This window comes from Thermosyntropha lipolytica DSM 11003 (assembly GCF_900129805.1).
GTDB lineage: Bacteria > Bacillota > Syntrophomonadia > Syntrophomonadales > Syntrophomonadaceae > Thermosyntropha > Thermosyntropha lipolytica.
This window is the reverse complement of the sequence record NZ_FQWY01000005.1, coordinates 23,329-36,797: the sequence shown is the minus strand read 5'-3', so window position 1 is coordinate 36,797 and position 13,469 is coordinate 23,329. Positions and strand designations below refer to the sequence as shown.

At 44.7% G+C, this 13,469-nt stretch carries 11 protein-coding genes and 1 other annotated feature (1 of these 12 running past the window's edge); all 11 genes read left to right on the top strand.

Features of this window, described 5'->3' with window-relative positions; all coding sequences use genetic code 11:
- Positions 1 to 180: a binding site (T-box leader), on the top strand; it begins 64 nt to the left of the window's first position.
- A gap of 98 nt (positions 181 to 278) precedes the next feature.
- The 11 genes from ilvD to BUB92_RS01945 all read left to right on the top strand — a co-directional run bounded on the left by ilvD (position 279) and on the right by BUB92_RS01945 (position 13,390).
- Positions 279 to 1,940 carry a dihydroxy-acid dehydratase gene (ilvD, locus tag BUB92_RS01995; protein WP_073089392.1) on the top strand — a complete coding sequence of 554 codons (1,662 nt, stop codon included), beginning with the start codon at positions 279 to 281 and terminating at the stop codon, positions 1,938 to 1,940.
- Positions 1,941 to 2,076: 136 nt separating this feature from the next.
- Positions 2,077 to 3,759 carry a biosynthetic-type acetolactate synthase large subunit gene (gene ilvB, locus BUB92_RS01990; protein ID WP_073089390.1) on the top strand — a complete coding sequence of 561 codons (1,683 nt, stop codon included), beginning with the start codon at positions 2,077 to 2,079 and terminating at the stop codon, positions 3,757 to 3,759.
- Between the two features lie 5 nt (positions 3,760 to 3,764).
- The gene (gene ilvN / locus BUB92_RS01985; RefSeq protein ID WP_073089490.1) at positions 3,765 to 4,253 is read left to right on the top strand and encodes an acetolactate synthase small subunit; all 489 of its coding nucleotides are present in this window, start codon (positions 3,765 to 3,767) and stop codon (positions 4,251 to 4,253) included.
- A gap of 35 nt (positions 4,254 to 4,288) precedes the next feature.
- On the top strand, positions 4,289 to 5,302 hold the full coding sequence (gene ilvC, locus BUB92_RS01980) for a ketol-acid reductoisomerase (RefSeq protein ID WP_073089388.1): 1,014 nt from the start codon (positions 4,289 to 4,291) through the stop codon (positions 5,300 to 5,302).
- Positions 5,303 to 5,377: 75 nt separating this feature from the next.
- Entirely contained in the window at positions 5,378 to 6,904 is a 1,527-nt protein-coding gene (locus BUB92_RS01975) for a 2-isopropylmalate synthase (protein ID WP_073089386.1), read from the top strand.
- 22 nt (positions 6,905 to 6,926) lie between these two features.
- On the top strand, positions 6,927 to 8,186 hold the full coding sequence (gene leuC, locus BUB92_RS01970) for a 3-isopropylmalate dehydratase large subunit (RefSeq protein ID WP_073089385.1): 1,260 nt from the start codon (positions 6,927 to 6,929) through the stop codon (positions 8,184 to 8,186).
- A gap of 33 nt (positions 8,187 to 8,219) precedes the next feature.
- Complete coding sequence (gene leuD, locus BUB92_RS01965) at positions 8,220 to 8,720, top strand: 3-isopropylmalate dehydratase small subunit (protein WP_073089383.1); 501 nt, start codon at positions 8,220 to 8,222, stop codon at positions 8,718 to 8,720.
- Positions 8,721 to 8,743: 23 nt separating this feature from the next.
- On the top strand, positions 8,744 to 9,823 hold the full coding sequence (leuB, locus tag BUB92_RS01960; RefSeq protein WP_073089381.1) for a 3-isopropylmalate dehydrogenase: 1,080 nt from the start codon (positions 8,744 to 8,746) through the stop codon (positions 9,821 to 9,823).
- 21 nt (positions 9,824 to 9,844) lie between these two features.
- Positions 9,845 to 11,431 carry a citramalate synthase gene (gene cimA, locus BUB92_RS01955; protein ID WP_073089379.1) on the top strand — a complete coding sequence of 529 codons (1,587 nt, stop codon included), beginning with the start codon at positions 9,845 to 9,847 and terminating at the stop codon, positions 11,429 to 11,431.
- A 436-nt stretch (positions 11,432 to 11,867) separates the two neighbouring features.
- Complete coding sequence (locus BUB92_RS01950; protein ID WP_073089370.1) at positions 11,868 to 12,179, top strand: hypothetical protein; 312 nt, start codon at positions 11,868 to 11,870, stop codon at positions 12,177 to 12,179.
- A 242-nt stretch (positions 12,180 to 12,421) separates the two neighbouring features.
- Positions 12,422 to 13,390, top strand: a complete 969-nt coding sequence (locus BUB92_RS01945) for a nucleotidyltransferase family protein (RefSeq protein ID WP_073089368.1) — start codon at positions 12,422 to 12,424, stop codon at positions 13,388 to 13,390.
- Positions 13,391 to 13,469 lie beyond the last annotated feature (79 nt).

The following is a 13,469-nucleotide window of genomic DNA, read 5'->3' as shown; positions in this document are numbered from 1 at the left end:
AACCTGGTATTAATATTTCATAAGGGATCATCCCGGAGCCGCGATCTGAACGGCCTTTGGTTAAAAGGCTTAGTAGGTGATGCCGGATAGCAAGGTCCGTTATCATGCCTTGGTGTGCCAGAGTGGTCGCATTGAGCGGCAAACAGGGTGGTACCGCGGGAAATCCCTCTCGTCCCTGCATGGGTAGAGAGGGTTTTTTTATACCTGGTTTTAGTTGCCAGTATTTTAGAGGGATAAAAAGCGATATGGTGGCAAAATGCAAAGGGAGGAGATCTTTTATGCGTAGTGACCGGGCCAAAAAGGGATTAGAGAAAGCTCCCCACCGTTCCCTATTTAAAGCTTTAGGTTTGACTGATGAAGAAATTAACCGCCCGCTTATTGGGGTGGTAAACTCCAAAAATGACATCGTTCCTGGACATATAAATTTGGATAAAATAGCAGAAGCAGTAAAAGCAGGCATAAGGCTTAAAGGAGGAACCCCTTTAGAATTCAGCACTATTGCGGTGTGTGATGGTATAGCCATGAACCATATAGGGATGAAATATTCCCTGGCCAGCCGCGAGCTGATTGCTGATGCAGTCGAGGTGATGGCTACGGCCCATGCTTTTGATGCTCTGGTGTTTATTCCCAACTGTGATAAGGTAGTTCCCGGTATGCTTATGGCAGCTGCCCGCCTTAATATACCTTCTATTTTTGTAAGCGGAGGGCCGATGTTAGCAGGAAGCTTCAAAGGAAGAAAAGTAAGCCTTTCGCAGGTTTTTGAAGGGGTAGGAGCTACAGCGGCAGGAAAGATGACGGAAGATGAACTTTATGTCTTAGAGGAAAATGCGTGTCCTACCTGTGGTTCCTGTGCCGGGATGTTTACCGCTAATTCTATGAACTGCCTCACCGAAGCTCTAGGCATGGCTCTTCCTGGCAATGGAACTATTCCTGCTGTATATGCGGAAAGGATAAGATTGGCGAAAAGGGCCGGAATGCAGATAATGGAACTTTTAGCGAAGGATATAAAACCGCTTGACATTATGACCGAAGATGCCTTTTATAATGCTATACGTTTAGATATGGCTATTGGCTGTTCTACCAATTCGGTTCTGCATCTTATGGCTATTGCTCATGAAGCCGGGGTAAAGCTCGATTTAAACCTTTTCAACCGGCTAAGTGCTACTACTCCCCATCTATGCAAAATAAGCCCGGCGGGAGAGCATCATATGGAGGACTTGTACCGGGCAGGAGGGATTTCTGCTCTTTATAATGAGCTTAACAAAAAAGGGCTTATCAAGACGGAATGTCTTACGGTTACCGGATTTACCGTAGGGGAAAATATAAAAAATACTCCGGTTTTAGATTATTCAGTAATAAGGCCGGTAGATGACCCGCATAGTGAAAGCGGCGGTTTAGCTATACTTTTTGGCAATCTGGCTCCCGAAGGGGCAGTGGTCAAGAAAGGAGCGGTAGCTCCAGAAATGATGAGGCATGAAGGGAAGGCCAGGGTTTTTGATTCCGAAGAAGAAGCGGTAGAAGCTATTCTCGGGGGCAGGATCCAAAAAGGTGATGTTATTGTTATCCGCTATGAAGGACCCAAAGGGGGTCCGGGGATGAGAGAAATGCTCACTCCTACTTCGGCAGTGGCCGGTATGGGGCTAGATAAAGATGTGGCTCTTATAACCGATGGACGTTTTTCCGGAGCTACCCGGGGAGCTTCTATAGGCCATGTATCTCCAGAAGCTGCGGCGGGAGGACCTATTGCTCTGGTAGAAGAAGGGGATATTATTCGTATAGATATACCTGCCTGTAAACTGGAATTGCTGGTTGATGAAAAGACATTAGAGCAGAGAAGAGCTAGATGGCAGGAACCTGAACCCAAAATAAAAACCGGATATATGAAGAGATATGCCCAAATGGTAGAATCAGCAAGCAAAGGGGCGGTTTTTAGAAAATAACCTGGTCTATTCTTACCGGCGGGCATAGAAGCCTGCTTTTTTTGTAAAAAATTAATTTCATAACGATTTTTAATATTCAATTAATAGCTGTTTAACATATGGAGGGTACCATTTTATCAAAAATGGAGGTGAGCTCATGAAGCTAAAAGGAGCAGAGATTTTGCTGCGCTGCCTGGAAGAAGAAGGAGTAGATACGATTTTTGGCTATCCAGGGGGAGCAGTTCTTCCTATATATGATGCTCTTTATCATTCGAAGATAAGGCATATTCTGGTACGTCATGAGCAGGGAGCGGCTCATGCTGCCGATGGTTATGCCCGGGCTACCGGCAAAGTTGGGGTATGTATAGCAACTTCCGGGCCTGGGGCCACCAATCTGGTTACCGGTATTGCTACGGCTTATATGGATTCTATACCTTTAGTTTGTTTTACCGGGCAGGTAGCCACCCATCTTATAGGGAAGGATGCTTTTCAGGAAGCAGATATAACCGGGATTACCTTGCCGATAACCAAACATAATTATCTGGTGGAAAGGACGGAAGATGTAGCCAGGGTAGTAAAGGAAGCCTTCTACATTGCCCGTACCAATCGGCCGGGGCCGGTAGTAGTAGACTTGCCCCGGGATGTAATGGATAGAGAAATTGAGTATGAGCCGGCAGGAGAAGAAATAAATATAAGAGGCTACCGGGTCATGAAAGGTTATAATATGGGTCAGGTGAAACTGGCCGTAGAACTTATAAAGAAGGCGGAAAGGCCGGTTATTTATGCCGGAGGAGGGGTCATATCTTCGGAGGCGGCAGATGAGCTGCGGGAGCTGGCAGAAAAGAGGAAGATACCGGTTACCACTACCTTGATGGGATTAGGGGCTTTTCCTTCTAACCATTACCTGTCATTAGGTATGCTGGGTATGCATGGAACACGCTATGCTAATTATGCTATTTCCGAGAGCGACCTTATTATAGCAGCCGGGGTAAGGTTTGATGACCGGGTTACCGGTAAGCTGGATGCTTTTGCTCCCGGAGCCAAAGTGATTCATATTGACATAGATGCCGCGGAAATCGGGAAAAATGTAGAAGCTCATGTGCCGATAGTAGGACAGGTAAAAGAAGTGCTGCGGGCTATAAATGAAAGGTTGGATGCTGTGGAAGAGTATACCGAATGGCACCGGACAATAGATCGCTGGAAAGATGAGTATCCTTTGACTTATGGCTCACCTTCCCCGGGCAGGATTATGCCTCAGCACATAATAGAAAAAATATCGGAGATTACAGAAGGACGGGCGATAATAACTACCGAGGTAGGGCAAAACCAGATGTGGACTGCCCAGTATTACAAGTTCAAATACCCCCGTACCTTTATAAGTTCCGGCGGGCTGGGAACGATGGGATTTGGTTTTCCGGCTGCTATTGGAGCCAAGATTGCAAGACCGGACTGGCCGGTTTTTGATATAGCCGGGGATGGAAGTATTCAGATGAATATTCAGGAACTGGCTACCGCGGTGCAGTATAAACTGCCGGTTATCATATGTATATTAAATAATCAGTATTTAGGGATGGTAAGGCAGTGGCAGGGACTTTTCTATAACCGCCGCTATTCCTATACGGATATAAGCCATCAACCTGATTTTGTTAAGCTGGCAGAAGCTTATGGAGCAGTAGGTATGAGGGTTAAAGATTCCGCAGAAGTGGAAAGAGCAATAAAAGAGGCCTTGAAGGTTGATGACCGTCCGGTAGTCATAGATTTCTGGGTGGAAAGGGAAGCCGATGTTTATCCTATGGTGCCTCCTGGCAAATCACTCTTAGAGATGGTAGGGGGTGACTGATGGAGATGAAAAAACATATACTGGCAGTTACGGTGGAGAATAAGCCGGGGGTATTGACCAGAGTAGCTACACTATTTAGGCGGAGAGGCTATAATATTGAAAGCCTGGCGGTAGGGGAAACAGAAAATCCGGATATTTCCCGCATGACTATTGTGGTAAGCGGTGATGACCGGGTTATTGAACAGGTAACTAAACAGCTCTACAAGCTGATTGATGTTATAAAGATTGTTGACATATCAGAAGAAAAAGCGGTAGAAAGGGAACTGATGCTCATAAAGGTTAAGGCTGATGCTACGGTGAGAGCTGAGATCCTGCAAATTGTCGAGATTTTTCGCGCCCGCATCGTAGATATCGGCCGGGATAGCTTGATTATCGAGGTTACAGGTGATTCTGAGAAGATAGAAGCTATCGAAGACTCGCTAAGGCCTTTTGGCATAATCGAGCTGGTTAGAACCGGGAAAATAGCGATGGTTAGAGGCGGAGCTAAAAGTTAATTCTTAAAAAAATAGATTGGAGGAGGAAGTTTAAGATGGCCAGAATGTACTATGATGCCGATGCTAATTTAGACCTGCTTAAAGGAAAAACTATTGCGGTGATAGGATTTGGTTCCCAGGGACATGCGCAGGCCCAGAACCTGAAAGATAGCGGGCTAGATGTAGTAGTAGGTTTAAGAAAACCGTATGATGAAATAACCCAGGCGGAATGGGATGCAGTTATTGCCGCCGGGATTACTCCTATGACCGTAGCGGAAGCAGCAGAAAAAGGGGATATTATTCAGATTCTGGTTCCTGACCAGATTCAAGCTGCCGTTTACCAAAACGAAATCCAACCTTATCTTAAAGAAGGCAATGCTTTAGGATTTTCCCATGGCTTTAATATTCACTACGGGCAGATAGTTCCCCCTCCCTATGTAGATGTTTTTATGGTGGCTCCGAAGAGCCCTGGACACCTGGTGAGGAGGATGTATGTAGAAGGAGCCGGGGTTCCGGGATTAGTAGCTGTGGAGCAGGATTACACGGGAAAGGCCAAGGAAATTGCTCTGGCTTATGCCTGTGGTATAGGATGCACCCGGGCAGGAGTAATTGAGACTACTTTCAAAGAAGAAACCGAAACCGACCTTTTTGGCGAACAGTGTGTGCTCTGTGGGGGAGTAACGGAACTGGTCAAGGCTGGTTTTGAAACCCTGGTTAATGCCGGTTATCAGCCGGAAATAGCTTATTTTGAATGTCTGCATGAGCTCAAACTGATTGTTGACCTTATGTATGAAGGCGGCATGAGCTATATGCGTTATTCGATAAGTGATACCGCCGAGTGGGGCGATTATATCATAGGACCTCAGGTAATAGGCGAAGAGTCAAGAAAGGCTATGCAAAAGGCATTGAGAGATATACAGGAAGGCAAATTTGCTACCGAATGGCTACTGGAAAATCAGGTAGGAAGACCGCGTTTTAATGCCCTGAAGAGACAGAATGCCGAGCATCTGATTGAAACGGTAGGTAAGGAGCTTAGAGCCATGATGCCCTGGCTCAAAAAGAGCAAGTAAGATTTTATAAAAGGGGTGGGGTGATTTTTCACCCCCGTTTTTTAAAAAACAAAGCCTGGAACAAGGAGGGGTATGATGGCAGATAATAACCGCATCTACATTTTTGATACTACCCTGCGGGATGGAGAACAATCCCCGGGAGTGAGCCTTAATAGCGATGAAAAGCTGGAGATTGCGCGTCAGCTGGCCCGTTTAGGGGTCGATGTTATAGAAGCAGGCTTTCCGATTGCTTCGCCCGGAGATTTTGCTGCGGTAAAGAAGATTGCGGATAATGTAAAAGGACCGGTTATTGCCGGATTATGCCGGGCTAATTATAAAGACATCGACCGGGCCTGGGAAGCGCTCAAAGGGGCAGAGTCTCCCCGTATCCATACATTTATTGCTACTTCCGATATTCATCTTAAATATAAGCTTAATAAGACCAGGGAACAGGTGCTGGAGCAGGCGGTAGAGGCAGTTCGCTATGCCAAGAAATACTGCTCGGATGTAGAGTTTTCCGCCGAGGATGCTTCCCGCAGCGATCTTGACTATCTGGCCCTGGTAGTGGAAAAGGTTATTGAAGCTGGAGCTACCGTTGTCAACCTGCCGGATACGGTAGGATATGCGGTGCCCGATGAGTTTGGCCTTTTTATAAAGTCTATTTGTGAAAGAGTTCCCAATATAGATAAGGCGATAATAAGTGTTCACTGTCACAATGACCTGGGCCTGGCGGTAGCCAATTCTATGGCCGGGATAATGAATGGGGCCAGACAGGTGGAGTGCACGATAAACGGTATTGGGGAAAGGGCAGGTAATGCTGCTTTAGAAGAGATTGTCATGAACCTCTATACCCGCAAAAGTTTTTATCAAAAGGAAACACGCATAAATTACCGGGAAATTTACCGTACCAGCCGTTTGGTAAGCACGTTAACCGGTATGCCGGTACAGCCCAATAAAGCTATTGTGGGACAGAATGCCTTTAGCCATGAATCAGGCATTCACCAGGATGGGGTGTTAAAAGAGCGTTCCACCTATGAAATTATGAGTCCTGAACTGGTCGGGATAAAGAGCAGTAGCCTGGTTTTGGGCAAACATTCCGGACGCCATGCTTTTAGAGAGCGCCTTAAAGAATTAGGCTATAATCTTACGGAAGAAGAACTGGAAAAGGCCTTTATTAAGTTTAAAGATATAGCCGACAAGAAGAAGGAGATAAATGATGACGATCTGGAAGCGCTGGTAAATGAACAGGTAAGGGCGATTCCTGAAAGGTTTAGCCTGGAATACCTGCATATTTCCAGTGGAACCAGCATAGTGCCTACGGCTACGGTAAAACTGAATATAGAAGGCAATGTGCTGGAAGCTGCTTCTACCGGGGATGGGCCTGTGGATGCTGCCTGCCATGCCGTAGATAAGATAACTGATATTTACGGCAAGATGATTGATTATAAGCTTAATTCCATAAGTGGCGGCAAGGATGCTTTAGGTGAAGTTATTGCCAAGATTGAGATCGACGGCAAGCTTTATACCGGCCGGGGATTGAGTACCGATATTATCGAAGCCAGTGTCAAGGCTTATATAAATGCGATAAACAAGTATTATTATGAAAAACAGCTGCGCGAATAGAGAAAAGGAGGAGTAGGATAAAATGGGGATGACTATAACCCAGAAAATACTGGCCAAGCATGCCGGAAAAGATTATGTAGAGCCGGGAGAACTCATAAACTGCAAGGTAGATGTAGTGCTCGGGAATGATGTTACTTCCCCGGTAGCTATTGCTGAATTTGAAAAGCTGGGGGTAGAGAAGGTTTTTGATCGAGACAGAATTATGCTGGTGCCGGATCATTTTACCCCTAATAAAGATATAAAGTCGGCCGAACAGTGCAAGATAGTGCGCGAGTTTGCGCGTAAACATGGCATAACTAATTATTTTGAAATTGGGAAAATGGGTATCGAACACTGCCTTTTGCCTGAACAGGGCCTGGTGCTGCCGGGAGATGTGGTTATAGGCGCTGATTCTCATACCTGTACGTATGGAGCCTTGGGCGCTTTTGCTACCGGGGTAGGGTCCACAGATATGGCAGCGGCTATGGCTACCGGGGAAGCCTGGTTTAAGGTGCCGGAAACTATAAAGTTTGTCTATTATGGAAAACTTCCGGAGTGGGTAAGCGGCAAGGATCTTATCCTGCACACCATTGGCGATATCGGGGTAGATGGAGCTCGTTATATGGCGATGGAGTTTACGGGAGAGGTAATAAGAAACCTTTCCATGGATAACCGCTTTACCATGGCTAATATGGCTATTGAAGCAGGAGGCAAAAATGGGATTATTGAACCTGATGAAATAACCTTATCCTATGTGAAGGGGAGGGCGAAAAGAGATTTTGTCCTCTATAAATCTGATGAGGATGCTCCTTATTTTGAAATAAGGGAGTATGATGTTTCTAAGCTTGAACCTCTGGTAGCTTTTCCGCATCTGCCGGAGAATGTAAGGCCGGTTAGTGAAGCTACCCATGTTTTAATAGACCAGGTGGTTATCGGTTCCTGCACCAATGGCAGGATAGAAGATTTAGAGATAGCAGCCCGCATTATGCAAGGTAAAAAAGTACATCCGGAGGTAAGGGTTATAATTATTCCCGGCACGCAGGAAATTTATCTGGAAGCTATGAAGCGGGGCTATATACAGATTTTCATTGAAGCCGGGGCGGCAGTAAGCACTCCCACCTGTGGACCCTGTTTGGGCGGACATATGGGAATCCTGGCCAAGGGAGAAAAGGCTCTGGCTACTACCAACCGCAATTTTGTAGGCCGCATGGGACATCCGGAAAGTGAGGTATATCTGGCTAGCCCGGCGGTAGCAGCAGCCAGTGCGTTAAAAGGCAGAATTACCCCTCCCTGGGAAGTTTAGAGGGAAAAGGAGCTTTAAGGAGGAAGAGGCAATATGAAGTTTACCGGTAAGGTTTATAAATTTGGTGCGGATATAGATACTGATGCTATTATACCTGCGCGTTATCTTAACACTTTTGATCCGGCGGAACTGGCCAAACACTGCATGGAGGATGCTGATCCCGAATTTCCTAAAAAGGTAAAGAAGGGGGATATAATTGTAGCTGATAAAAACTTTGGCTGCGGAAGTTCAAGGGAACATGCGCCTATAGCCATAAAAGCAGCCGGGGTTTCCTGCGTTATTGCCAAGTCTTTTGCCCGTATTTTTTACCGTAATAGTATAAATATCGGATTGCCTATTTTAGAGTGTCCGGAAGCGGTTGATGCCATAAATGAAGGAGATGAAATAGAAGTAGATTTTGCCACCGGTAAAATTAAAAATCTGCGCACCGGTGAAGAGTTTAAGGCCAGCCCTTTTCCGCCTTTTATGCAGGAAATAATGGATAAGGGCGGTTTAATAAATTATGTAAAGGCTAAGATAGAAAAGAATGCTTAAAAAAAGAGGAAAGGGTGCAAGAGATGTACAGGATTGCCGTTTTACCAGGAGATGGAATTGGTGTAGAAATTGTACCGGAGGCGGTTAAGGCCTTAAAAGCTATTGCCGAAAAATTTGGACATGAATTTGTTTTTACTGAGGCTCTGGTGGGAGGAGCAGCTTATGATGCGGTAGGGCATCCCCTGCCTGATGAGACTCTTGAGCTGTGCCAGAATTCCGATGCTGTCCTGCTGGGAGCTATTGGAGGGCCTAAATGGGATGACCTGCCGGTACATTTAAGACCGGAAGTAGGAGCCCTGCTTCCTTTGCGCAAGGAATTAGGTCTTTTTGCCAATCTCAGGCCTTGTATGCTTTTTCCCGGACTTATTCATGCTTCTACCCTGAAAGAAGAAGTCATAGAAGGTGTAGATATACTGGTAGTAAGGGAATTAACCGGCGGCCTTTATTTTGGGGAAAAAACCCGGGAAAAAACTGCTGATGGGGGTCAAAAGGCTACCGATGTTTTAAGCTATTCTACTTACGAAATAGAAAGAGTAGTTCGCTTTGCTTATGAGGCAGCCCGCAAGCGCAGGAAAAAGCTGTGCTCGGTAGATAAAGCTAATGTTCTGGAAAGCTCCCGCTTGTGGCGGGAAACGGTTACCGAGCTGGCTAAGGAATATCCGGATGTAGAAACGGTCCATATGTATGTTGACAACTGTGCTATGCAGCTTATACGCAATCCCAAACAGTTCGATGTTATCGTAACGGAAAATATGTTTGGCGATATACTTACAGATGAAGCTTCTATGCTTACCGGTTCTATAGGGATGCTGCCTAGTGCTTCGATTGGAGGAGAGGTAGGCCTTTATGAACCGGCCCATGGCAGTGCTCCTGACATAGCCGGACAGAAGAAGGCTAATCCTCTGGCTACTATTTTATCAGCGGCTATGATGCTGCGTTATTCTTTCCATCTGGAAGAAGAAGCCAGAACGATCGAAAATGCGGTAAGACAGGTGCTTATCGAAGGCTATCGTACACCTGACCTTATGGAACCGGGCAAGATTTTAGTCAATACGGTAGAAATGGGAGATAAGGTGGCGGAAAAAATAAGGGAAGCTAAATAATTAAAGGATAAAGGAGGAAAAATGGTTGGGAATAAGAAGCTAGATGTGGTCATTTATGATACTACTCTGCGCGATGGCTCACAGGGAGAAGGGATTTCCTTTTCCCTGGATGATAAATTAAAAATTGCTAAAAAACTCGATGAACTGGGGGTTGCGTATATAGAAGGAGGATGGCCAGGCAGCAACCCCAAAGATCTGGAATTCTTCAGGCAAGTAAAAAATATGGAATTTAAAAATTCCCGCATTACTGCTTTTAGCTCTACGCGCAAAGCAGGTATACCGATAAAACAGGATAATAATATAAAAACCCTTTTGGAATCAGGAGCACAAACCGCAGCGATTTTTGGAAAATCATGGGATTTTCATGTTTTAAGGGCCTTGGAAACTACCCTGGAAGAAAACCTGCGCATGGTGCGGGATACGGTATCTTATCTCAAGGATAAAGGTTTAGAAGTGATATTTGATGCGGAGCACTTTTTTGATGGTTATATAAATAATCCTGATTATGCCCTGCAGGTTTTAAAAACAGCTGAAGAAGCAGGTGCTGATTGGGTAGTTTTATGTGATACCAATGGTGGCACTATGCCCTGGGAAGTAGAAAAGATTATCCTGGAAGTAAAAAAACATATAAAAGCTCCCCTGGGCATACATGCCCATAATGATTCGGCCTGTGCTGTTACTAATTCTTTAATGGCGGTAAGAGCCGGCTGCACGCAGGTACAGGGGACGATGAACGGTTTTGGGGAGAGATGCGGAAATGCCGATTTATGTGCCGTAATTCCTAATCTCGAATTAAAAATGGGCCTTAGATGCCTGCCGGAAGGAAAGCTAAAAAACCTTACCGAAGCAGCCCATTATATAAGTGAAATAGCCAATATGCCGCATTATAACAATCAGCCTTTTGTCGGCTATGGGGCTTTTGCCCACAAGGGAGGAGTACATGTAAGTGCTCTGCTTAAGGATGCTTTGACTTATGAACACATTAATCCTGAAGATGTAGGAAATCATAGGCGAGTACTGGTATCCGAGCTTTCCGGGCTTTCCAATCTTCTTTATAAAGCCAGGGAATTTAATATGGATATAAATAATTATGATGCGCGTACCCGGGAAGTAATAAAGATGATTAAAGAGCTGGAAAACCAGGGGTTTCAGTTTGAAGGAGCCGATGCCTCCCTGGAGCTGCTTTTGCGCAAAGGCTTTGGCCAGTATGAAGATTTTTTCAAACTTAATAACCTGAAGATTATACTGGAAAAAAGTGAAGAGGATAATATAACTTCCGAAGCTATGATCAAAGTTACCGTGGGGGATAAGGTGTTCCATACGGCAGCTGAAGGAGACGGGCCGGTAAATGCTCTGGACAATTGCCTGCGCAAGGCTTTGACTGAGGTTTATCCGGAAATAAGCGAAATGCATCTTACCGACTACAAGGTACGCGTCCTCAACGGTAATGAAGGAACGGCAGCTAAGGTAAGGGTACTCATTGAGTCTTCAGACCAGACTTCCAAGTGGAGTACTGTAGGGGTTTCGGAAAACATAATCGAAGCCTCCTGGCAGGCTCTGGTGGACAGTATAAATTATCTCCTGATGAAAAGGCGTATGCCCAAATAAGGGATGGCCTAAAACCATCCCTTATTTTTCATTTTATTAAAAACCAGAAGGTAGATTTATCAAAACTGAGCCTAGAAGCGAAAATGTCCCTTACCGCAGCTAAGTGGCTTAGATTGCCGATAAAGATAAAGGAAAAAACAAAGGTCAATAAAAGATTATAATCTACATTGCTTCCTCCTTCAGGCTGGATTTTAAACCGGGAATGCTGGTGTATAGTGTACAGCCACCCAGATATAGATATTAGCAGATAGGAAAACAGTTATAAAGAGGGGATTATAAGAAGGGAAAAGATATTATAATAATTTTTTATATAAGGGGATAAAATTATTAAGTTAGACTTAAAGGGCAGAATATTTTATCATAAATTTACAGATATATACATAAAATGTAGATTGCACCTTATTAACCCGTCTGCTGCAAGAGGGGAGGGATAGATATGCTGAAGGAGGAGAAAAAAGCCAGGATAACTAACTGTTACCGGGCACTGCTGGCTCAGGTTAACTATCTGGACAGCATCTATGCGGATAAAAAAGATGTAAAAGACCTTTATGAGGAGCTGAGCATACTGGCTTTTTATATAATGCAGGAAGATTATGAAAGGATAGTAAAAAGCATAAAGGAGATAAAAGATTTAAGCCAGGAGATTGCTGAACTGGGAGTAAAGAATACGGACAAGACTTCAGACCTGAATTTGATTTTAGAAGAGATTAAAACCCATCTGGATTATGTCCTGTTACAGTATGCTTAAAAAAGGGCCCCCTTTCTAATTTATCTTTGCCTGTTTCTTTAATAGCAGGGAAACTGCCTGGCAGGACGGCATAGGATAGGCAAAACTATTCCGCGCAGGGATGGTGGAAGTTAGCGATGAGCAGGTTTTCCTGCTTTTTTTTGTTTTTTGAAAATTTTGAAATAAGGAGAAGAGGCTTACCAGGAAATAAACTTAATGGTATAGTAAATTAAAATGCAGCTTGTGGGGGAGGTTAAGGGAAAATGAAGGCAATGATCATGGCGGCAGGGGTAGGATCACGGCTTATGCCTCTTACCGCGGAAATACCCAAACCTATGATACCGGTAGGCAATCGCCCTTTGATGGCGGGAATAGTGGAGCTTCTAAGAGAACATGGCTTTACCGACATTATTGCCAATCTGCACTATCATGCCGATATAATTAAGGATTATTTTGGTGATGGTGCAGGCTTTAAGGTATCTATGCAGTATTCACCGGAGAGAGAGCTTATGGGTACGGCAGGAGGAGTTAAGAGGTGTGCCTGGTTTCTGGATGATACCTTTGTCGTCATGAGCGGAGATGCGCTTACCGACATAGATTTAACCTGTTTACTGAATGAACATAAGAAAAAAGGGGCTCTAGCTACCATCGCTATTAAAGAGGTGGAAGAGGTAGAAAGGTTTGGCATAGTTATAACTGATGAAGAAGGCAGGATAAAAAGTTTTCAGGAAAAGCCGAGCCGGAAAGAGGCCTTAAGCCATTATGCCAATACGGGCATATATGTATTTGAACCGGAAATATTCGACTATATACCGGCTAATGAATTTTATGATTTTGGCAAGCAGGTTTTTCCTCATCTGGTCAGGATAGGAGCTCCTTTTTATGCCGCTTTGACTGATGCTTACTGGTGTGATGTAGGTAATATTAATACCTATCATCAAGCCAATATTGATGTGCTGGAGGGCAGGGTGAAAATAAGGACTGAAGGCCGGCTGGTAAAAAAAGATGATGCCTGTTTGCTTATAGGGGAAGATGTGTTTATAGATGAGGAGGCCAAGGTTACCGGTTATAATGTGCTGGGAAGAGGATGTCATGTAGGAGCAGGGGCTGTTTTGCACAATGCCGTAGTATGGGAAGGAAATAGAGTAGAGGGAGATACCGTATTTAGAGATTGTGTGCTGGGACGGGGATGTGTGGTAAGATGCGGGGAGCTGGCGGCGAAAGAGTGTTAAGGCCAGATAATTGGACAAATAATACGAAATATTTTGGCATTTTAAAAAATATGTAGAAAAGGCAGGAAAAAAAGTTTAG

Bases quoted from the DNA above. Each gene is read 5' to 3' on its own strand.
- BUB92_RS01945 (WP_073089368.1), top strand. From the start codon at position 12,422: ATGAAGGCAATGATCATGGCGGCAGGGGTAGGATCACGGCTTATGCCT.
- ilvD (WP_073089392.1), top strand. From the start codon at position 279: ATGCGTAGTGACCGGGCCAAAAAGGGATTAGAGAAAGCTCCCCACCGT.
- ilvN (WP_073089490.1), top strand. From the start codon at position 3,765: ATGAAAAAACATATACTGGCAGTTACGGTGGAGAATAAGCCGGGGGTA.
- leuD (WP_073089383.1), top strand. From the start codon at position 8,220: ATGAAGTTTACCGGTAAGGTTTATAAATTTGGTGCGGATATAGATACT.
- ilvB (WP_073089390.1), top strand. From the start codon at position 2,077: ATGAAGCTAAAAGGAGCAGAGATTTTGCTGCGCTGCCTGGAAGAAGAA.
- cimA (WP_073089379.1), top strand. From the start codon at position 9,845: ATGGTTGGGAATAAGAAGCTAGATGTGGTCATTTATGATACTACTCTG.
- leuC (WP_073089385.1), top strand. From the start codon at position 6,927: ATGGGGATGACTATAACCCAGAAAATACTGGCCAAGCATGCCGGAAAA.
- BUB92_RS01950 (WP_073089370.1), top strand. From the start codon at position 11,868: ATGCTGAAGGAGGAGAAAAAAGCCAGGATAACTAACTGTTACCGGGCA.
- leuB (WP_073089381.1), top strand. From the start codon at position 8,744: ATGTACAGGATTGCCGTTTTACCAGGAGATGGAATTGGTGTAGAAATT.
- BUB92_RS01975 (WP_073089386.1), top strand. From the start codon at position 5,378: ATGGCAGATAATAACCGCATCTACATTTTTGATACTACCCTGCGGGAT.
- ilvC (WP_073089388.1), top strand. From the start codon at position 4,289: ATGGCCAGAATGTACTATGATGCCGATGCTAATTTAGACCTGCTTAAA.